Annotated in this window: 20 protein-coding genes and 1 pseudogene; 5 read left to right on the forward strand and 16 right to left on the reverse strand. The window is 71.8% G+C overall.

Annotated elements, in window-relative coordinates; translation table 11 throughout:
• The first annotated feature begins 22 nt into the window (after nucleotides 1–22).
• Entirely contained in the window at nucleotides 23–709 is a 687-nt protein-coding gene (locus HNR02_RS28820; protein ID WP_179776756.1) for a YoaK family protein, read from the forward strand.
• A gap of 108 nt (nucleotides 710–817) precedes the next feature.
• Nucleotides 818–1,758 (forward strand): annotated as a pseudogene (locus HNR02_RS28825) (IS481 family transposase); the annotation flags it as partial.
• A gap of 34 nt (nucleotides 1,759–1,792) precedes the next feature.
• On the opposite strand, the gene HNR02_RS28830 reads toward HNR02_RS28825, so the two are convergent.
• Both HNR02_RS28830 and HNR02_RS28835 read right to left on the reverse strand, forming a co-directional pair.
• Nucleotides 1,793–2,974: a phosphodiester glycosidase family protein gene (locus HNR02_RS28830; protein WP_179776758.1), complete on the reverse strand. Its 1,182-nt coding sequence runs from the start codon at nucleotides 2,972–2,974 to the stop codon at nucleotides 1,793–1,795.
• Between the two features lie 55 nt (nucleotides 2,975–3,029).
• Complete coding sequence (locus HNR02_RS28835) at nucleotides 3,030–3,434, reverse strand: SsgA family sporulation/cell division regulator (RefSeq protein ID WP_179776760.1); 405 nt, start codon at nucleotides 3,432–3,434, stop codon at nucleotides 3,030–3,032.
• 132 nt (nucleotides 3,435–3,566) lie between these two features.
• Here HNR02_RS28835 and HNR02_RS28840 point away from each other — a divergent pair, with 132 nt between their 5' ends.
• Both HNR02_RS28840 and HNR02_RS28845 read left to right on the forward strand, forming a co-directional pair.
• Nucleotides 3,567–5,231: a YibE/F family protein gene (locus HNR02_RS28840; protein ID WP_312861205.1), complete on the forward strand. Its 1,665-nt coding sequence runs from the start codon at nucleotides 3,567–3,569 to the stop codon at nucleotides 5,229–5,231.
• An 87-nt stretch (nucleotides 5,232–5,318) separates the two neighbouring features.
• Nucleotides 5,319–5,618: a hypothetical protein gene (locus HNR02_RS28845; protein WP_179776762.1), complete on the forward strand. Its 300-nt coding sequence runs from the start codon at nucleotides 5,319–5,321 to the stop codon at nucleotides 5,616–5,618.
• Here HNR02_RS28845 and HNR02_RS28850 read toward each other — a convergent pair.
• Both HNR02_RS28850 and HNR02_RS28855 read right to left on the reverse strand, forming a co-directional pair.
• Nucleotides 5,575–6,243 (reverse strand): hypothetical protein, encoded by a 669-nt coding sequence (locus HNR02_RS28850; RefSeq protein WP_179776764.1) that lies wholly within the window; start codon nucleotides 6,241–6,243, stop codon nucleotides 5,575–5,577. The two genes, HNR02_RS28845 and HNR02_RS28850, sit on opposite strands and share 44 nt — an antisense overlap.
• On the reverse strand, nucleotides 6,243–6,848 hold the full coding sequence (locus HNR02_RS28855) for an MBL fold metallo-hydrolase (RefSeq protein WP_179776766.1): 606 nt from the start codon (nucleotides 6,846–6,848) through the stop codon (nucleotides 6,243–6,245). The genes HNR02_RS28850 and HNR02_RS28855 overlap by 1 nt, the downstream gene beginning before the upstream one ends.
• A 123-nt stretch (nucleotides 6,849–6,971) precedes the next feature.
• On the opposite strand from HNR02_RS28855, the gene HNR02_RS28860 reads away from it, so the two are divergent.
• The gene (locus tag HNR02_RS28860; protein WP_179776768.1) at nucleotides 6,972–7,820 is read left to right on the forward strand and encodes a peptidylprolyl isomerase; all 849 of its coding nucleotides are present in this window, start codon (nucleotides 6,972–6,974) and stop codon (nucleotides 7,818–7,820) included.
• A 48-nt stretch (nucleotides 7,821–7,868) separates the two neighbouring features.
• On the opposite strand, the gene HNR02_RS28865 is transcribed toward HNR02_RS28860, so the two are convergent.
• From HNR02_RS28865 to pdxT, 12 genes are all read right to left on the reverse strand, one after another.
• The gene (locus HNR02_RS28865) at nucleotides 7,869–8,642 is read right to left on the reverse strand and encodes an enoyl-CoA hydratase-related protein (RefSeq protein WP_179776770.1); all 774 of its coding nucleotides are present in this window, start codon (nucleotides 8,640–8,642) and stop codon (nucleotides 7,869–7,871) included.
• Between the two features lie 110 nt (nucleotides 8,643–8,752).
• Nucleotides 8,753–11,086 (reverse strand): RelA/SpoT family protein, encoded by a 2,334-nt coding sequence (locus HNR02_RS28870; protein ID WP_179776771.1) that lies wholly within the window; start codon nucleotides 11,084–11,086, stop codon nucleotides 8,753–8,755.
• A gap of 106 nt (nucleotides 11,087–11,192) precedes the next feature.
• Entirely contained in the window at nucleotides 11,193–11,711 is a 519-nt protein-coding gene (locus tag HNR02_RS28875) for an adenine phosphoribosyltransferase (RefSeq protein ID WP_179776773.1), read from the reverse strand.
• Nucleotides 11,712–11,714: 3 nt separating this feature from the next.
• On the reverse strand, nucleotides 11,715–12,944 hold the full coding sequence (gene secF / locus HNR02_RS28880; protein WP_179776775.1) for a protein translocase subunit SecF: 1,230 nt from the start codon (nucleotides 12,942–12,944) through the stop codon (nucleotides 11,715–11,717).
• A 1-nt stretch (nucleotide 12,945) separates the two neighbouring features.
• Nucleotides 12,946–14,520, reverse strand: coding sequence for a protein translocase subunit SecD (secD, locus tag HNR02_RS28885; protein WP_179776777.1), 1,575 nt, complete (start codon nucleotides 14,518–14,520; stop codon nucleotides 12,946–12,948).
• A 142-nt stretch (nucleotides 14,521–14,662) separates the two neighbouring features.
• The gene (gene yajC, locus HNR02_RS28890; RefSeq protein WP_179776779.1) at nucleotides 14,663–15,070 is read right to left on the reverse strand and encodes a preprotein translocase subunit YajC; all 408 of its coding nucleotides are present in this window, start codon (nucleotides 15,068–15,070) and stop codon (nucleotides 14,663–14,665) included.
• Nucleotides 15,071–15,168: 98 nt separating this feature from the next.
• Nucleotides 15,169–16,227 carry a Holliday junction branch migration DNA helicase RuvB gene (gene ruvB, locus HNR02_RS28895; RefSeq protein ID WP_376772964.1) on the reverse strand — a complete coding sequence of 353 codons (1,059 nt, stop codon included), beginning with the start codon at nucleotides 16,225–16,227 and terminating at the stop codon, nucleotides 15,169–15,171.
• 12 nt (nucleotides 16,228–16,239) lie between these two features.
• Nucleotides 16,240–16,833, reverse strand: a complete 594-nt coding sequence (gene ruvA, locus HNR02_RS28900; RefSeq protein ID WP_179776782.1) for a Holliday junction branch migration protein RuvA — start codon at nucleotides 16,831–16,833, stop codon at nucleotides 16,240–16,242.
• Nucleotides 16,830–17,462, reverse strand: coding sequence for a crossover junction endodeoxyribonuclease RuvC (ruvC, locus tag HNR02_RS28905; protein WP_179776784.1), 633 nt, complete (start codon nucleotides 17,460–17,462; stop codon nucleotides 16,830–16,832). Before ruvC ends, ruvA begins: the two co-directional genes overlap by 4 nt.
• A gap of 110 nt (nucleotides 17,463–17,572) precedes the next feature.
• On the reverse strand, nucleotides 17,573–18,115 hold the full coding sequence (locus HNR02_RS28910; protein ID WP_179776786.1) for a DUF4262 domain-containing protein: 543 nt from the start codon (nucleotides 18,113–18,115) through the stop codon (nucleotides 17,573–17,575).
• A gap of 112 nt (nucleotides 18,116–18,227) precedes the next feature.
• Nucleotides 18,228–18,980, reverse strand: coding sequence for a YebC/PmpR family DNA-binding transcriptional regulator (locus HNR02_RS28915; RefSeq protein ID WP_179776788.1), 753 nt, complete (start codon nucleotides 18,978–18,980; stop codon nucleotides 18,228–18,230).
• Nucleotides 18,977–19,624 carry a pyridoxal 5'-phosphate synthase glutaminase subunit PdxT gene (gene pdxT / locus HNR02_RS28920; protein WP_179776790.1) on the reverse strand — a complete coding sequence of 216 codons (648 nt, stop codon included), beginning with the start codon at nucleotides 19,622–19,624 and terminating at the stop codon, nucleotides 18,977–18,979. The genes HNR02_RS28915 and pdxT overlap by 4 nt, the downstream gene beginning before the upstream one ends.
• Nucleotides 19,625–19,742 lie beyond the last annotated feature (118 nt).

Consider the following 19,742-nt stretch of genomic DNA (forward strand, 5'->3'; position numbering starts at 1 on the left):
GCGGCGCGGAACGGGAGAACGCATGGCGGGCAAGCTGATCGAACGGCCGCCGCTGCCGGTGGCGCTCGGGGCGCTCACCGTCCTGAGCGGGCTGATCGACGCGGTCAGCTTCCTCGCGCTCGGGCAGGTCTTCACCGCCAACATGACCGGCAACCTGGTGCTGCTCGGTTTCGCCGCGACCGGGGAGCCGGGGTTCGACATCGCCGCCTCGCTGACCGCGCTGGGCGCGTTCCTCGCCGGGGTGGCGATCGCGGCGAGGATGGCGGCCGCACTCGCCGAGCGGGTCCCGCACCGGTGGTTCGTCAGCGCCCTGTCGGCCGAGGCCGCCCTGACGGCGCTGGCGGCCCTCGCCACCTTCGCCGATGCCCGGTATCCCGCGGTGGCCGGGCTGGCGCTGGGAATGGGCATCCGCAACGCCACGGTGAACCGCCTGGCCGTTCCGGACATGACGACCACGGTGCTCACCCGCACGGTCACCGCGCTGGCGGCGGACCTGGCCAGCCGCTCCCCCACTGACCGCGGCACCACCGCCCGTCGCGTGGTGTCGGTGGCCGGGCTCGTCGCGGGAGCGGTCGCCGGAGCGTTCCTCGTGCGTCACCTCGGGGCCGAGTGGGTACTGGTGATCGTCACCGGCGCGCAGATCCTCGTCGCGGCGGGCCATCACGGGCACGTCGTGCTCCGCAGGCGCGCCGCCCTGCCCGACGCCTAGTTGTCGTGACTCGTGAGGTTGTGGACGGCGTGTTGGGTTGATCGTGGGGAGGACCTCCGGGCGGAGTGGGTGTTGCGATGCATCCACTACCAGTCCTGGAGGTCCTCGATGGGTCACGCTAACGCACGCACCACGGTGTATGCCCGGCATTGATTGTGCAGCGTTATCAGGCGGGGTGGCCGCCGGCGCGGATTGCTGAGCAGCTCGGGGTGGCGCGATCCACGGTCTACAAGTGGCTGGCGCGGCACCGGGAGGAGGGCGAGGCCGGGTTGGTCGATCGTTCCTCCCGCCCGCATCACAGCCCCACCCGCCTGCCCGTGGAGACCGAAGCCGCGATCCTGGCGTTGCGGCAGCAGTGCCATCGGGGTGCGGTGTTCATTGCCGGGCAGCTCGGGCTAGTGGCCTCCACCGTCGGTCGTGTCCTGCGTCGTCGGGACGTACCACCGTTGTCGGCGATCGACCCGATCACCGGGATGCCGGTGCGGCGGCGGCATTCGGGCATCCGCTACGAACGCCGCGCCCCGGGCGAGCTGCTGCACATCGACGTCAAGAAACTCGGCCGAGTGCCTGACGGCGGCGGTTGGCGGGTGCACGGCCGCAGCGAGCAGGTCCGCGGCCGCGGTATCGGCTACGACTACCTGCACGTCGCCATCGACGACCACACCCGCCTGGCCTACGTCGAAGCCCTGCCCGACGAACGCGACACCACCGCCGCCGCCTTCCTGCACCGCGCCGTGGCCTGGTTCCGCCACCACGGCATCACCGTGCTGCGAATCCTGACCGACAACGCCCTGGTCTACCCCCGCGGCACCTGCTGGGCCGCGGTCTGCACCGCCCTCGGGCTGCGCCGCCGCTACATCAAACCCGGCTGCCCCTGGACCAACGGCAAAGCCGAACGCTTCAACCACACCCTGCTCACCGAATTCGCCTACGCCCAGCCCTGGACCTCCAACACCCACCGCCTGACAGCCTTGCCCACCTGGGCCCAGCACTACAACACCGAACACCCACACTCCGCCCGACAAGGCCACCCACCCATCAGCCGACTGCCCCGACCCTCCACAACGTCTCAGGTCACGACACCTACCGGACGAAGACGCCCACTCCGTTGGCCACCGCACGCTCGGCACCGTCCGAAGGCGTGTTGCGCACCGTCACCGGGCCACCGCGCCCGGCCGTCACCAGCGTCGTCGAACCGCCGCCGTCCAGGTTGACCGCTTCGCTCGCACCGTAGGAGGCCAGCAGGGCCGCGACCTCGCCGACGCCCATCCCGGTGCTGGCGGCGCTGCGGCCGTCGACGGCGAGCAGGTACAGCGTCCGGCCGTCCGCGCTCGTCCCGGCCGCCGTGCGCGGCGCCAGCGAAGCGTCCAGCTCGGACAGTGGGACGCCGTCGTCCAGGATCGGGAAGCCGCCCACCGCGAATTCGAACGGCGGCACACCCCGCGCCACCATGCGGTCGGTCACCAGCACGCGGTCGCCCACGCGCAACCCGGCCAGCTCCGTCGCCCCGCGCTCACGGCCGAGCAGCACCACCGAACCCGGTTCGATCGGGCCCGCACCCGGCGCGGCGGACTCGGCGGTCACCACCCCGTGCCGCACGACGATCTCCTCGACCCGGGTGGTGCACGGCGCCGACCGGTCGGTGTCCGTGCCGCACGCCGCCCGCGCCCGCGACATCGGGCCCCACTCCGGGGTGTAGACGCCGATGCCGTCGACCGGCAGCGCGTACTGGTTCAGCCCCTCCAGGTCGAACGAGCCGCGTCCGGTGTGCAGCGTGCCCGCGAACCGCAGCCGCGCGGTGCGCAACCGGTGGTCGGCGCCGAGCCCGAACACGTCACTCGTGGTGACCCCGGCCGGCATCGCGGGACCGAACCGCTGCCCGTCCGGCACCGCGTACTTGAGGGCGTCCCGGTCGGCGATCTCCGGTCCGACCGACGATCCGGTCGGGGTGATCCCGGCGTGGGTCTCGCTGATGTTGAAGAAGTCGCCGTTGATGCCCGCCACCGCGTGCTGCGCGGAGGCCAGCGCGGAGACCGTCGCGCGCTCGGCGACGGAGGCGGGGTGCAGGAGGTCGACGTCCACGCGCGGGTCGCTCAGGTCGGCGGTCACCAGGTGGGCGACGACGGGCCCGTGCGCGGTGGACAGGGTCAGCGTCCGGTAGCCGACGCCGCGGGCGAGGCCGCCCTCGGCGGACGCCGCCGGGGCGGACAGCACGAGGAGCAGGAGCGCGGCCACCGCCGCGGTGGCACGCTGGAGCAGGCTCATCCGCGCAGCTGATCACGACGGGGTGAACGCCGTCCGCCGCGGCGGGGAACGGCGTTCAGACCTTGGTGATCTCCGCGATGAACCCGTCGACGTCGACCAGCGCGCTCTCCTCGCCCAGCGGGACGAGAGCGTGGGTGGAGGCGACGAACCGCGCCGCGGCTTCCCGGCCGAACTCGACCACCGCGTACCCGTCGGGCGATTCCAGCTCCATCAGCAGCTGGTCCGGATCGTCCGAGACACTCGGCCGGATCCGCACGTCGCCGTGTCCGGACGGCCCGTTCAGCCCGGCGACCAGCAGGTCCCGCGCGAAGCACCACTCCACCCACTGCCCGCGGTCGGCGCGGAAGGACAGGGTGACGGCGTAGGGGTCGGCGGTGGTGTAGCTCCACCGCGAGAAGACCGGGATCTCGTACCCGCCCAGGCTGACGAACTGGTGCTCCTCGACCATTTCCGCGTGCACGATCGGCCTCCTCGACATCCCGCGGCTCTTCGCCAGTAGGACGTCGGAGCACGGCGGCTGTTACGCGGTTCCGGCGGGAAATTCTCCGACCCACCCGAAGGAGTGAGCGGGCCGGGCGGGACGATGGGTCCCGTGCGGCACGACGACGACAACGCCGAGGCGGACACCGGTCCGATTCCCCGCGTCCCCGGGCCGCCGCCTGCTGCCCCCTCCGACCGCGGGCAGCGGCGTGCGCGGCGCACCCGCGGCTACGCCGGCCCTGGCGGCTCCCCGGACCGGCCCTCCGCGGCCGACGCGCGGCAGGTGGGCACCGGCCGCCACGGCCGGCGTCAGTCCACCGGGGAGCACCCGCCCGCCCGGCGGGCCGATCCCGCCGGGGTGCGCCGCGCGGCGGCGGAGCCCGCCGAAGCGACGGGCCACCGCGCCGCCGAGGTTCCGACGCGGGCTGCCGGAACGGGCGCCGGGGGCGCGTCCCGGCGGACCCACTCCGCGAAACCCGTGGCACCCGGCACTCCCGACCGCCCAGGTGGCGCCGCGCGCCGTCGCCGGTCCACCACCCCGGCCGAGCCGGACCGCGAAACGGGTCACGGCCACGGGCACGGCCCCGCCGCCCCGGCCTCCCGCCGCGTCAAGCTGCTGCTCGCCTGGATCCTCGGTCCCCTCGCGCTGATCACCGTCGCCGCCGCGCTGGTGCTCTACCCGTGGGGCCAGGACGAACCGACGTCGGCGATCTCGTCCGGCACACCGGTGCACGGCACCATCACCACCGCCACCTCCGGACCGTGCCTGGCCGCCGGGCAGGTGCAGGTCGGCGTCCAGCCCGATCCGGACGCCAAGCCGTGCCTCACCGTGCAGGTGACCCTCGAAGACGGTCCGGCCGGTGGCCGCGGCATCGAACTGACCGTGCCGGTCGAGCCCAGCACGCCCCGCTTTTCCGCCGGTGACGACGTCGTACTGGCCTACAACGGCGGGGACGCCGCCGACCCCGCCTCCTACCAGCTGATCGACTTCCAGCGCGGTCTGCCGCTCGTGGTGCTGGCGGCGTTGTTCGCGGTGGCCGTCGTCGTGCTCGGGCGCTGGCACGGTCTGGCCGCGCTCGGCGCGCTGGTGCTCAGTTTCGTCGTGCTGGTGGCGTTCGTGCTGCCCGCGATCCTGGCCGGGCAGAACCCGCTGCTGGTGGCGATCATCGCCGCGGGACTGATCATGTTCATCGCGCTGTACCTGACGCACGGCCTGTCCGCGCGCACCTCGGTGGCGGTGCTGGGCACCCTGGTCAGCCTCGCGCTGATCGGCGCGCTGTCGGCGCTCTTCTCCGCGGCGGCCTCGCTGACCGGGCTGGACGACAGCACCTCGACGCTGATCGCGTCGCTGGGGCACGGCATCGACGCGCGCGGGCTGCTGCTGGCCGGGATCGTCATCGGCGCACTCGGCGTGCTCGACGACGTCACCGTCACCCAGACCAGCGCCGTGTGGGAGCTACGCCGCGCGAACCCGGCGCTGACCTGGCGCGAGCTGTACTCCGCCGGGCTGCGCATCGGCCGCGATCACGTCGGTTCGGCGGTGAACACCCTGGTCATGGCTTATGCGGGTGCGGCGCTGCCGGTGATGCTGTACTCGTCGATCTCCGGCGTCGGGCTCGGCTCGATCCTCGGTTCGCAGGACGTCGCGCAGGAGATCGTGCGAACCCTGGCGGGCAGTGTCGGCATCGTCGCCGCGGTCCCGGTGACGACGGTGCTGGCCGCGTTGATCGCCAGCCGGGAACCCATCAGTCACATCAGTCCCACCAGCGATCACTAGCCCCAGGACGGCACCCCGGCCTGGTTTCACCCGCCGCAGTGGGGTACGAAAGCCGGGCATACGGTTCCCATCCCCGAGGGAGGGGTCTTGGTCGTCCACGCACTGCCGCGGCGCCTGTCGCTCGGCGTGGCGCGCACCGCCCGCGCCGGCTACCGGACACTGGCGAGCCTGCCGCGGATCGCCACCGCGCTCACGGAACTGCGCGACGCCGCCAAGCACCTGGAACGGCTCGCGACCTTCGCCGCCGAGGAGCTGCCCGAGATCGTCTACCAGCTGGAGGGCATCCGGGAGCAGCTGGCCGCGATCGAGAACCGGCTCGGCGGCCGCAACGGCCAGGAACCGGTCACCCCAGCCGCGCGACGAAGCGGCTCACGGCCTCCATCGTGAACCGCTGCGCGATCTTGCCCGACGGCGCCGCGGAGGCGAGCTGGTACAGCGGCCGCTCGGACACGCCCGCACCCCGCGCTTCGGCCCGCAGCTGCGCCACCAGCAGCTCGGAGAACACCAGGCCGTTGGCTTCGATGTTGTTCGCCAGCGCGTCGGCCAGCCGCCGCAGCGTGAGGATCGGCATCTCGCGCCCACCGGTACCGCTGTAGACGGCGACGTCGATCTTGACGACCTGCCCGCGCTGCCCGGAGTTGAACAGCAGGCTCACCGTGCGCGCGCCCCGCACGTCGGTGACCAGCAGGTCGATCCGCTTCGCCGCGGCCAGGTCCACCCGGCGGGTGCGCCACGTCCGCACCAGCACCGCGGTGCCCTCGAGCCAGAGCTTGCGCCGCACGTTCCACAGCACCACGTAGAGCAGCGGCAGCCCGATCACCAGCGCGGCGACCAGGCCCGCGATCCGGCCGCCGATCAGCCCGGCGATACCGCCGAACGCCGCGGCCATGATCAGCACGCCGACCAGGCCGGAGACCAGCCGCTTGCGCGCCTGCCCCCGATCTTCCTGGTGCAGGGCCAGCCGCTGCGGTTCGGCCTGCTTCCCCGGCTCCTCGGTCACACCTTCCCCCATCACGGCACCGGGACGACGCTGCGCGCCCCGCTCAGGAACGGATTGCCTGCCCGCTCGCGGCCGATCGTCGTGGCCGGGCCGTGCCCGGGCAGCACCACGGTGTCGCCGGGCAGCGGCAGCAGCGTGTCACGCAGGGACTCGCCGAGGCGCCGCTGGTCACCCCGTCCGATCGAACCCGCGAAGAGCGTGTCACCGGTCAGCGCGAGCCGTCCGCCCTCGGGCGTCGCGACGCGGAACACCACGGACCCGTCGGTGTGACCGGGCACCAGGTCGACGGCGATCACCAGCCCGGCCAGCTCCAGCGGCGCGCCGGACAGCTCACGGACGTCGGCGGGCATGGTGTGGTGCAGGCCGCGGTCGGCGGGGTGGATCCACAGCGGAACGTCGTGGGCCGTGGTCAACACCGCGGCATCGGCGACGTGGTCCGGGTGGCCGTGGGTGGCCAGCACCGCGGCCGGGATCAGGCGGTGCTCGGCGAGTTCGCCCGCGATGCGCTCCGCCGCGCCCTCCCCGGGGTCGACGATCACGCACGGAGCGTCCGGACCGGGCGCGAGCAGATAGCAGTTGGCCTGCAGCGCGCCGGTTGCGAACCCGACGACGAGCACGAGAATCCACCTCCGCGATGTCCGGCACCCCACCCTAACCGGGGCTGTACAGGGTCCTCACAGGCTGTGCCCATAGACTGCCGCCACCCGATCGGTGACGTCGAGTGGAATTCTGGAGGGCAGGTGGCGACCAACCAGCAGCGCCGTGAGGCCGCGAAGCGCAAGCTCGAGCGGCAGATGGCCCGCCGGGCGGAGCAGGCGAAACGCCGGAAGATCGTCGGCGTCGGCGCGACCGTCGGCGCGGTGGTGGTGGTCGCCGGGCTGGTGGTGTTCTTCGCGACCCAGGGCGGCGATGACGGCGATGCCGCCGCTTCCCCGACCACGGCGCCCAGCTCGGAACTGAACATCCCGACGCAGCGCGCCGCGGTCCCGCAGCGCACGACGCCGCTGGCGAACCCGGTGCAGTGCGAGTACCCGGCGACGCCGGACCAGCCCGCGGCCAAGCCGAACAACCCGCCGCAGGGCAAGGACATCTCGTCTGCCGGCACGGTGAACGTGACGCTCAAGACCACCGCCGGGGACATCCCGCTGACGCTGGACCGCGCGCTCGCGCCGTGCACGGTGAACAGCTTCCTCAGCCTGGCGCGGCAGGGTTTCTACACCGACACCGCGTGCGCCCGCCTGGGCACCGACGCGAGCCTGATGATGCTGCAGTGCGGTGACCCGACCGGCACCGGCAGCGGTGGCCCCGGCTACTCGTTCGCCGACGAGACGTTCCCCGAGCTGACCTACGGCCGCGGTCTGCTGGCGATGGCCAACGCCGGTGCGAACACCAACGGCAGCCAGTTCTTCATGGTCTACGGCCCCGCCGAGCTGAGCCCGGACTACACGGTGTTCGGCTCCATCTCCGACGCCGGTCTCGACGTGCTCGACAAGGTCGCCAAGGCCGGGCACGACGGCAGTTTCGACCCCAGCCCGGGCGGCGGCAAGCCCAACATGGAAGTCAAGTTCACGGCGGTGGAGGTCAGCTGATCTCGCCGCGGTGGCCTCCGTCCGCTTCGGACGGAGGCCACTTCCGCGTCAGGAGGCCGTGAACTCCGGTGGGCGGCGCGACAGGAACGCGGCCACTCCCTCGGCGTAGTCCTCGCCGTGGATGGCGGCCGACCGGATCGTTTCGATCTCCTCGTCGGTCTCGGCGGCGCCGTCGAGGATCTTGCCGATGATCCGGTTCATCCCGCGGATCGAGGCCTGCGATCGTTCGCACAGCGTCGCCACGAACGCGGACACCTCGCCCTCCAGATCGGCGAACACGTCGTTGACCAGCCCGATCTCCCGGGCCCGTGTGGCGTCGATCAGCCGTCCCGACAGCAGGAAGAACCGCGCGTGCGCCGGGCCGATCAGCGACACCAGCTGGCGGGTGGAGCGGAAGTCGTAGACGATGCCCAGTTTCGCCGGGGTGATGCCGAACCGGGCGCCGCGCTCGGCGAAGCGGAAGTCGCACGCGACCGAAATCTGGCAGCCACCGCCGATGCAGTTGCCGCGGATCACCGCGACGGTCGGTTTGGTCAGGCCGGCCAGCGCCGTCACCGCGCCCTCGACCACCTTGTCGTAGGCGGCGGCACCCTCCGCGGTGGAGCGCAGGCTGCCGAACTCGCTGATGTCCGCGCCCGCGGAGAAATCCGCGCCCGCCCCGGTCAACCGCAGCACCTTGAGCGCCGGATCGGCCTCGACCTCGGCCACCACGTCCGGGATCGCCGCCCACATGTCGCGGGAGATCGCGTTCTTCTTCTCCGGCCGCGCGAACGTCAGCGTGGCCACTTCCCCATCCCGCGTGAACTCCAGTCCTGGCGCCATGCGCCGACAGTAGAGGCCCGGCGCGGTGGCGCGCCGTGAGGCACGCCACCACCCACCCACCGGCTGTAGTTCTTCCCCAGCGGCCTGCCGGGAACCTGCCCGACGATGAGCTACGAAGCCGACGTCACCCGGTACACGTCGTAGACGCCCTCGACGCCCCGCACCACCTTCAGCACGTGCCCCAGGTGCTTCGGGTCCCCCATCTCGAAGGTGAACCGGCTGACCGCGACCCGGTCCCGCGACGTCTGCACCGAGGCGGCGAGGATGTTGACCTTCTCGTCGGCCAGCACCTTCGTCACGTCGGAGAGCAGGCGGTGCCGGTCGAGCGCCTCGACCTGGATCGACACCAGGAACACCGAGTTGGCCGAGGGCGCCCATTCGACTTCGAGGAGCCGCTCCGGCTGCGCGCGCAGGTCCTCGGCGTTGGTGCAGTCGGTGCGGTGCACGCTGACGCCACCGCCGCGGGTGACGAACCCGAGGATCTCGTCGCCGGGCACCGGCGTGCAGCAGCGCGCGAGCTTCGTCCACACGTCGGTGGCGTCCTTGACCACCACGCCGACGTCGTTGGACGCGCGGCGCCGCGTGACCGTCGACGGCGTCGACCGCGCCGCGAGTTCGTCCTCGGCCTCCTCGACCCCGCCGATCAGCGCCACGAGCCGCTGCACGACGTGTTTGGCGCTGACGTGCCCCTCGCCGACCGCGGCGTAGAGCGAGCTGATGTCGGAGTGGTGCAGCTCGGCCGCCAGCGCGCCCATCGCCTCGGCGGAGATCAGGCGCTGCATCGGAAGCCCGACCTTGCGGACCTCCTTGGTGATCGCGTCCTTGCCCGCGTCGATGGCCTCGTCGCGGCGTTCCTTGGCGAACCACTGGCGGATCTTCGCGCGCGCCTTGGGCGATTTTGCGAAGGTCAGCCAGTCCCGCGTCGGCCCGGAGTTCTCCGCCTTGGAGGTAAAGATCTCGACGACGTCGCCGTTTTCCAGCTTCCGTTCCAGCGCGACGAGACGGCCGTTGACGCGGGCGCCGATGCAGCGGTGCCCGACCTCGGTGTGCACGGCGTAGGCGAAGTCCACCGGCGTGCCACCGACCGGCAGCGTGACGACGTCCCCCTTGGGCGTGAACACGAAGATCTCGCGCGCGGCCAGCTCGTAGCGCAGCGAGTCGAGGAACTCGCCGGGGTCCGCGGCCTCCCGCTGCCAGTCGAGCAGTTGCCGCATCCACGCCATCTCGTCGATGTCGACGGACTGGCCGTGATGGGTGCCCTTGGTCTCCTTGTAGCGCCAGTGCGCGGCGATGCCGTACTCGGCCGTGTGGTGCATCTCGTAGGTGCGGATCTGCACCTCCAGGGGCTTGCCGTCCGGTCCGATCACCGTGGTGTGCAGCGACTGGTACACGCCGAAGCGCGGCTGGGCGATGTAGTCCTTGAACCGGCCGGGCATCGGCTGCCACAGCGCGTGCACGACACCCATCGCCGCGTAGCAGTCGCGCACGTCCTCGACCAGGATGCGCACGCCCACCAGATCGTGGATGTCATCCAGGTCGCGGCCGCGGACGATCATCTTCTGGTGGATCGAGTAGTAGTGCTTCGGCCTGCCCTCGACCTTCGCGGTGAGGCGGGAGCCGCCGAGCGCGCCGGTCAGCTCGTCGATCACCTTGCGCAGGTAGATGTCGCGCGACGGGGCGCGGTCGGCGACCAGGCGGACGATCTCGTCGTACTTCTTGGGCTGCAGGATCGCGAACGCGAGGTCCTCCAGCTCCCACTTGACCGTGGCCATGCCCAGCCGGTGCGCCAGCGGGGCCAGCACCTCCAGGGTCTCCTTGGCCTTGCGGACCTGCTTCTCCGGCGGCAGGAAGCGCATGGTGCGCATGTTGTGCAGCCGGTCGGCGAGCTTGATGACCAGCACGCGCGGGTCGCGGGCCATCGCGATGACCATTTTGCGAATGGTCTCGGCCTCGGCCGCGGTGCCCAGCTTGACCTTGTCCAGCTTGGTGACGCCGTCGACGAGCTGGGCGACCTTGTCGCCGAAGTCGGCGGTCAGCTGCTCCACCGCGTAGCCGGTGTCCTCCACCGTGTCGTGCAGCAGCGCCGCGACGAGGGTGGTGGTGTCCATGCCCAGCTCGGCGAGGATGGTCGCCACCGCGAGCGGGTGCGTGATGTAGGGGTCGCCGGACTTGCGCCGCTGGTGGCGGTGCAGCTCCTCGGCGACGTCGTAGGCGCGCTGCAGCAGGCTCAGGTCCGCGTTCGGGTGCAGGTCGCGGTGGATCGCGGCGAGGGGTTCGAGGACCTGCTTGACCGGGGCGGCGCGCTGCGCGGTGATGCGGCGGGCGAGCCGGGCGCGGACACGCCGCGTGGCGGACGGGGCCCGGGTGACCCCCTGCGGCGGCTGCGCGCCGCGGTTGTCGGCGGTCTCCCGGGCGGGCGCCGGGCTTTCGAGCTCCTGGCTCAAGCCCACCTCCTGCTGATCGCGCGGCTCCTAGACCACCAAGCGTAACTCCCTCGGCGGGCGGGCTTGTTCCCCGCCGCGCCGAGCGCCCGCCGGGCGCGCCGAGCGGTCAGACCTTCAGCAGCGACGAGACGGTGCGCCCGGTCAGCGCCGACCGCCCGTCGAGCGCGCTCAGCTCCATCACGACCGATACGCCGGAGACCGTGGCACCGGCCTTCTCCAGCAGCTCACAGGCCGCCGCGACGGTGCCTCCGGTGGCCAGCACGTCGTCGACCACCACCGCGCGCTGACCGGACGTGACCACGCCGGAGGGCAGCTCCAGCGCCGCCGTGCCGTACTCCAGCGCGTAGTCCACCCGCCCGGCCACGCTCGGCAGCTTGCCGGGCTTGCGCACCAGCACCACGCCGAGCCCGCGGGCGTAGCCGACGGCCGCGGCGAGCAGGAACCCCCGCGCCTCGACCGCGGCCAGCAGGTCCGTCCCCGGATCGACCGTGTCACCCAGCGCGTCGACCACCGCGCGGAACCCGGCGGCGTCGGCGAACAGCGGCGACAGATCGCGGAACAGGACACCGGGCTCGGGGAAGTCCGGCACCTCGGCGATCAGGCCGAGCGCACGCTCCAGGTCCACCGCTCAGCGCTTCCGCTTGCCCGAGGGGCGGCCCCGCCGCGGCTGCTGCTTCTGCGTCCGCGCCGGGACGCTCGCCGCCGCCGCGTACGCCTTCTCCTTGCGCAGCTCGGCGTCCAGCGACTCGTCGTCGGCCGGGTCGAAGTCGGCGTCGCGCTCGGCGGCCTTGCGGGCCTGGCTCGCGCGGCGGTTGCGCACCCGCTCGGCCTGCTGCTTGTACTTGGGGTCGCGCATCTTGAAGTCCACCAGCATCGGCGTCGCCAGCAGCACCGACGACAGCACACCGGCGAGCATGCCGGCCAGCTGCACCAGCGCGAGATCCTGCAGCGTGCCCGAGCCGAGCAGGATGTACCCGACGACCAGCAGGCCCAGCACCGGCAGCAGTGCGATGACCGCGGTGTTGATCGAGCGCATCAGCGTCTGGTTCAGCGCGAGGTTCGCCGCCTCGGCGTAGGTGCGCCGGGTCAGGCCGAGGATTCCGCGGGTGTTCTCCTTGACCTTGTCGAACACCACCACCGTGTCGTACAGGGAGAACCCGAGGATCGTCAGCAGGCCGATCACCGTCGCCGGGGTCACCTCGAAGCCGACGAGCGAGTAGACGCCCGCGGTGACGAGAATGTCGTGGATCAGCGCGATCAGCGCGGTGACGGCCATCCACTTCTCGAAGTAGATCGCCAGGAACACCGTCACCAGGACCATGAACACGGCGAGAGCGATCAGCGCCTGCTGGGAGATCTCCTGCCCCCAGGACGCGCTCACCGCGCTGTCGCTGATGGCCTGGGCGCTGGGCTGACCGTTCGCGCCCAGTGGCTGCAGCTCGTCGAACAGCGTCTGCTTGACCTGCGCGACCTGGTCCGCGTCCAGCGTGTCCGACCGCACCTCGATCGTCGCCGCGTCGCCGACACCGACCGTCTGGGCCGAGTCCGGCTGCTCGCCGAGCGCGTCGGCGAACGCGTCCTTGACGGCGTCGGCGGTGATCTCGCCGCTCACCCCGCGAGCGGGCATCTGGATCTGGGTGCCGCCCTCGAACTCGATGCCGAGGTTGAACCCCTTGATGCCGATCGAGGCGATGCACACCAGCACCAGCACCGCGAAGAAGAGGTACCAGCGCTTGCGCTTGCCGACGATGTCGAACGCGCCCGTGCCGACGTAGAGCCGGTGGAACACGCCCTCCTTCTTCGCCGGCTTCGCGGCCGGCGTGGCGCCCGAGGTCTCGGTGGTCGTCTCGTCAGCCACGTCAGGACTCCTTCGCGCCCGCGCCGGCGGGCTCCTTGCGCGCGGACCGGCGCTGCGCGGCCAGCGTCTGCACGCCGCCGAGACCGGTGAGTTTCGGCTGGGACAGGAACTTCGACCGCGAGGCGAGCGCGACCAGCGGGTGCGTCACGAGGAACACCACGATCAGGTCGAGCACCGTCGACATGCCCAGGGTGAAGGCGAAGCCCTGGACGTCGCCGACGGCGATCGCGTAGAGCACCGCGGAGGCCAGGAACATGACCGCGTCCGAGGCGAGGATCGTGCGCCGCGCGCGCACCCAGCCGCGGGGCACCGCGGAGCGGAAACTGCGCCCGCCCTCGCGGATCTCGTCCTTGAGCCGCTCGAAGAACACCACGAACGAGTCCGCGGTGACGCCGATGGCGATGATCAGGCCCGCGACGCCGGCGAGGTCCAGCGTGTAGTTGATCCAGCGCCCGATCAGCACCAGCACCGCGTAGACGATCGCGCCGGACAGCGCGAGCGAGACGATCGTCAGCACCCCGAGCAGGCGGTAGTAGACCAGGCAGTAGACGAACACGAGCGCCAGGCCGATGGCGCCGGCGATCAGACCGGCCTCGAGGGAGGCCAGGCCGAGCGTCGCCGACACGGTGGTGGCGTCGGACGAGGTGAACGACAGCGGCAGCGAGCCGTATTTCAGGATGTCCGCGAGATCCTTGCTCGACTGCTGGTCGAAGCTGCCCTGGATCTGCGTCTGCCCGTCGAGGATGGCGCTCTGGATCGTCGGCGCCGACACGACCTGGGTGTCGAGCACGAACGCCGCGTTCTGGCCGACGTTCTTGGTGGTGAAGTCCGCCCAGACCTGGCGGCCCTCGGACTTGAAGGTGAGGTCCACCGTCCACTGCGGCTTGTTCTGAGCGGGCGGCGACGCGGCGGCGGAGTCGATCTCGGTGCCCTTGAGGAACACCGGGCCGAGCAGGTACTTCGCGGTGCCGGTCTGGTCGCAGGCAATCAGCGGCAGGTTCGGGTCGTCGTTGCCGCGCAACGGGTCCTGGGTCGAGCACTGGAACGCCGTCAGCGCCTGGGAGGCCGTGGCACCCGCGGCGAGGGTGTCGCCGCTGCCGGTGACCAGGTCCGCGGCCTGCCGGGTGTCCTTGGCCTGCTGGATCACGGCCGGGTCCTCGGCCTGCCCGGCCGGCGGCGTCACCGGCGGGGTGGTCGCCTGCTGCAGGTCGAGGACCTTGCGGAAGCCCAGCTGCGCGGTCTGGCCCAGCTTCTTGGCCTGGTCGCCCTGCTCGCCCGGCACCGTGATCACGATGTTGTTGCCGTCGAGGACCACCTCGGTGCCGCTGACACCGATGCCGTTCACGCGGGTCTCGATGATCTGACGGGCCTGGTTGAGCGACTCGCGAGAGGGCTCCGAACCGTCCGGCGTGCGCGCGCTCAACGTCACCCGGGTGCCGCCCTGCAGGTCGATGCCCAGCTTCGGCGTGGGCTTCCCGCCGCCGGTGAAGAACACCAGGGCGTAGAGCACGACCACGATCAGGACGAAGAAGCCGAGATAGCGTCCCGGGCGGATCCGCCCGGCCGGTGGTGCCACGGTGGTGGTTCTCCTCGACGGTCAACTACGCGGACTGCCGCCGGTCACTCAGCGGCGGTACGCAGACACTACTCGCCGCGCTGTGAACGCGGCGTTGACCCCGGCGTCTCCGCCGGACGCCGGGGTTGCCCGCACAGTGGGCCTACTTCTTCTCGTGCTCCAGCGGCGGCGCGATCTGCGGGCCGGGCTTCTCGTCGGCCTCGGCCTTGGGGGTCTCGACCGGCTCGGCCACGGTCTCGGTGTCGACCGTGTCGTCGTCGGAGTCGTTGTCGATCTCGTCGGCGACCTCCGGCGCGACCTTCTCACGCACCGCCTGGCGCAGCCAGGTCGTCACGACGCCGGGCGCGATCTCGATGTCGATCGTGGTGTCGCTGGTCGTGTCGGCCACCGTGCCGTACAGACCGGAGGTCGTCATCACCCGGTCACCCTCGGACAGGCTGCTCTGCAGCTTCTGCTGCTCCTGCGCGGCCCGCTTCTGCTTCCGGGTGCCCATCACCAGCGGGATCGCCACGACGAGCATGAGCAGCAACGGCAGGAAAAGCTGTTCCATGATTCTCCATTCGGCGCCACGGCCGCGAGCCGCCGCACCTATTTGTCCGGATGTCTCATTCGAGTGTGCCAGGCGCCACTGCCCCGGCGAGCACCCGGTCAGTCGAACAGCGTAGGCCCTGGCTGGTCTCCACGGGCGGGCGGGCGGAGTCCCAGGTGCTCCCAGGCACCCGCTGTCGCCACCCGGCCACGGGGGGTGCGCGCGAGCATACCGGCGCGCACCAGGTAGGGCTCGCACACCTCCTCGACCGTCGTCGGTTCCTCACCGACGGCGACCGCCAGCGTCGACACCCCGACCGGGCCGCCGCCGAAGGAGTGCACCAGCGCCGAGAGCACGGCGCGGTCGAGCCGGTCCAGGCCCAGCTCGTCAACGTCGTAGACCTTCAGCGCGGCACGGGCCACGCCGAGCGTGACGTGGCCGTCCTCGCGCACCTCGGCGTAATCGCGGACGCGGCGCAGCAGCCGGTTGGCGATCCGCGGCGTGCCGCGCGAGCGGCGGGCGATCTCGGCGCTGCCGTCGTCGTCGACGGTGATGTCGAGGATCTTCGCCGAGCGCTTGACGACCTGGTCGAGCTCGTCGTCGGCGTAGAACTCCATCTGGCCGGTGAACCCGAAGCGGTCGCGCAGCGGCCCGGTCAGCGCGCCCGACCGGGTGGTGGCGCCGACCAGGGTGAACGGGGCGATCTCCAGCGGGATGCTGGTGGCGCCGGGTCCCTTGCCGACGACGACGTCGACGCGGAAGTCCTCCATCGCGAGGTAGAGCATCTCCTCGGCGGGACGGGCGATGCGGTGGATCTCGTCGATGAACAGCACGTCACCCTCGGCCAGGTTGGACAGCATCGCGGCGAGGTCACCGGCGCGTTCCAGCGCCGGACCGGACGTGATGCGGATCGAGGCGTCCAGTTCGGCGGCGACGATCATCGCCAGGCTCGTCTTGCCCAGGCCGGGCGGTCCGGACAGCAGCACGTGATCCGGCGGGACACCGCGACGCCGGGCACTTTCCAGCACCAGTTCCAGCTGTTCACGCACCCGCGGCTGGCCGATGAACTCGGTGAGCCTGCTCGGCCGCAGCGTCGTCTCCACCTCGCGCTCACCCTGCTGGGGCAGCGCGGAGAGGGTCTCGTCGGCCGGGTGCTCGGTCACGTCCTCATCGTGCACGCTGGACCGGCCTCACTTGCGCCCGAGGGTGGTCAGCGCGGCCCGCAGCACGGCCGGGGTGCCCTCCGCCGTGCCCGCGGCCAGCACCTTCTCCACGGCCTGCTCGGCCTGCTTGGCCGGGAACCCGAGACCGGTCAGCGCCTCGACGACTTCGGCCCGCACCGCGCCCGCGGCCGGGGCGGCCGCGGACTCGGCGGTGCCACCGACCGCGGCGACCTTGTCGCGCAGTTCGAGGGTGAGCCGTTCGGCGCCCTTGCGCCCGATGCCGGGGACCTGGGTGAGCACGGTGATGTTGCCCTCGGCGAGCGCGGTGCGCAGCTTGTCCGGGTCGAGCACCGCGAGCGCGGCCAGCGCCAGGCGCGGCCCGATGCCCGAGACGGTCTGCAACAGCCCGAACAGCTCGCGGGCCTCGGCGTCGGCGAACCCGAACAGGGTCAGCGAGTCCTCGCGCACCACCAGCGCCGTGTGCAGCCGGGTCTGCTCGCCGCGGCGCAGCGTGGCCAGCGTCGCCGGGGTGGCCTGCACCGCGAGCCCGACCCCGCCGACCTCCACCACCACGTGGTCGAGCCCGACCGAAAGGACCTCGCCCCGCACCGAGGAGATCATCCCCGCACTCCCTTCCCGGGCGTCCGCGTGTTCGCGCGCCGCGTCACCGTCGTCCGCGACACGGTATTGGCCGTCTTCGCCGCCGCCGCCAGGCGGGCCTTGTGGGCGCGGGCCAGCTCGGCCGCACGCGCCTCGGCCTCGGCGAGCCGGTCGCGCATCGGCTGGCGCCACAGGTGGCAGATCGCCAGCGCGAGCGCGTCGGCGGCGTCCGCGGGCCGCGGCGCCCGCGCGAGCCCGAGCAGCCGGGTGACCATGCCGGTGACCTGCGCCTTGTCCGCGCGCCCGCTACCGGTGACGGCCGCTTTGACCTCGCTCGGGGTGTGGAACACCACCGGCAGGCCGCGCCGGGCGGCCGACAGCGCCACCACTCCCCCGGCCTGGGCGGTGCCCATCGCGGTGCGCACGTTGTGCTGGCTGAACACGCGCTCGACGGCGACGGCTTCCGGCCGGTAGGTGTCCAGCCAGTGCTCGACGGCGTCGGCGACCGCGAGCAGGCGCCGCTCCAGCGTGTCGTCGACCGGGGTGCGCACGACGTCCACCGCCACGCAGCTGACGGAACGCCCGGTGCCCCCGTCCACCACGCCGAGCCCGCACCGGGTCAGCCCGGGGTCCACGCCGAGCACTCGCACCGATCACCCTCCCGCACCAGTTTCGCCGCGCCGAACACGCGTTCGAGGAGAGGTTACCGCGCGGTGCGGTGTGGTTCCGGCAGGACGCGCCGGAGCGAGTTGATCGTCCTTTATGGACCGTCGAGGCCGGGGGTCCAGCTCTCCGGGTCGCCGCTCTCGGTCAGCACCGGCTGCCACTGCGCGAACCCCTCCGGCGCGCCGTCGCTCCACGGCCACTGCCCGTCCGGGGTGGCGACGATGAGCTGGATCGCCGGGAAGTCGCCGTCGGGGTAGACGAGGAAAGCGCTTCCGAAGTACTCGGGGTAGTGACCTTTCGCGACGTGCTCGACGGTGACCGGCACACCCTGGAAGAAGTCGTCGTAGATCGCGCCGGGCTCGAACTCCTCGCCGTTGGCCGCGCGGTCGACGTAGGCGTCGAGCAGGACCGGGGCCATCTGCTCGGGGATACCGACGACGACGGCCTCGGGGACCTGGTGCAGCGCCCACACGCACGCGGTGAACGAGTAACCGGCTCCGGTGTCGTCGCCGGGCACCGAGATCACCGCGTTGCCGCGGCTTTCGGCCTGGCTGACGATCCATTCGAGGAGTTCGGATTCCTCGGGCGCGAGGGGCTCGGTCGCGGTGTCGGTCGCGGTCTCGGTCACGGCGGGCATTCTGCCGTACGGTGCCGCGTCCGGCACAGCCCCCGCGCGTGGAAAATTTCCCGTTGCACGGCAAGAGCCCTCCGGCGGGACGCGCCGGAGGGCTCTTGTGGGTGAAGCTTTCCTACGCGTCGACCTCTTCGAGAACCTCGTCGGGGACGTCGAAGTTGGCATACACGTTCTGCACGTCGTCGCAGTCCTCGAGCGCGTCGATCAGCCGGAAGACCTTCTTGGCGCCCTCGGCGTCGAGCGGGACGCTGACCGAGGGCAGGAACGTCGGGTCGGCCGACTCGTAGTCGTAGCCCGCCTCCTGCAGCGCCTTGCGCACACCGAGCAGGTCGGTGGCCTCGGAGACGATCTCGAAGTTGTCGCCGAGGTCGTTGACCTCCTCGGCGCCCGCGTCGAGGACCGCCATCAGGACGTCGTCCTCGGACAGCTCGTTCTTGGGCATGATCACGACGCCCTTGCGGTTGAACAGGTACGCCACCGAGCCCGGGTCGGCGAGCGAGCCGCCGTTGCGGGTCAGGGCCGTGCGGACCTCGCCCGCCGCGCGGTTGCGGTTGTCGGTGAGGCACTCGATCAGCACGGCGACGCCGTTGGGGCCATAGCCCTCGTAGTTGATCGTCTGCCAGTCGGCGCCGCCGGCTTCCTCACCGGCGCCGCGCTTGCGAGCGCGCTCGATGTTGTCCTGCGGGACCGAGTTCTTCTTCGCCTTCTGGATGGCGTCGTAGAGCGTCGGGTTGCCCTCGGGATCGCCCCCGCCGGTCCGCGCGGCGACCTCGATGTTCTTGATCAGTCTCGCGAACAGCTTGCCACGCTTGGCGTCGAGGGCGGCCTTCTTGTGCTTCGTGGTGGCCCACTTGGAGTGGCCGCTCATCTCTCCTCCGTCTCGCTCGTCGTCGCCGCGTCCCGCACCATTCCCACGAACAGGCGATGGACCCGATCGTCCCCGGTCAGCTCCGGGTGGAAGGCCGTGGCGAGCACCGGCCCCTGCCGGACCGCGACGATCCTAGCGCCAGCCCCACCGGTGGCCGGTGACTCGGGCACCCTGGCCAGGACCTCGACCCCGTCGCCGGCCTTTTCGACCCAGGGCGCGCGGATGAACACGGCGTGCAGCGGTTGCCCCGAGGTGAGGGTTTCGAACTGCAGATCCGCCTCGAACGAGTCCACCTGCCGCCCGAACGCGTTGCGCCGCACGATGACGTCCAGCGCGCCGAGTTGCTGCTGGTCGGGGCGCCCGTCCAGGGCCTGCCTGGCGAGCAGGATCATGCCCGCGCACGACCCGAACGCCGGCATCCCGCCCGCGAGCCGCTCGCGAAGCGGGCCGAGCAGCCCGAAGGTCTCCAGCAGGCGCGACATCGTCGTCGACTCGCCACCGGGCAGGACGAGCCCGTCGACGGACGCCAGCTCCGACTCACGCCGGACGGCGACGGCCCGCCCCCCGGCGCGCTCGATCATGGCGGCGTGCTCCCGCACGTCCCCCTGGAGCGCCAGCACGCCGATCACCGGTTGCGCGGACACTGCTACCTCCTTCGATTCTTACTGTATGCCGGGTGGCGGGACTGCTGTCCGGTGCGCGCCGGGCGGTGGGACCTGGCGTTCGAGTGAATTCCGGTGGGTGGGGCCGGACCGTCCGATG

The sequence above is a fragment of the Amycolatopsis endophytica genome, from assembly GCF_013410405.1.
Classification (GTDB): domain Bacteria; phylum Actinomycetota; class Actinomycetes; order Mycobacteriales; family Pseudonocardiaceae; genus Amycolatopsis_E; species Amycolatopsis_E endophytica.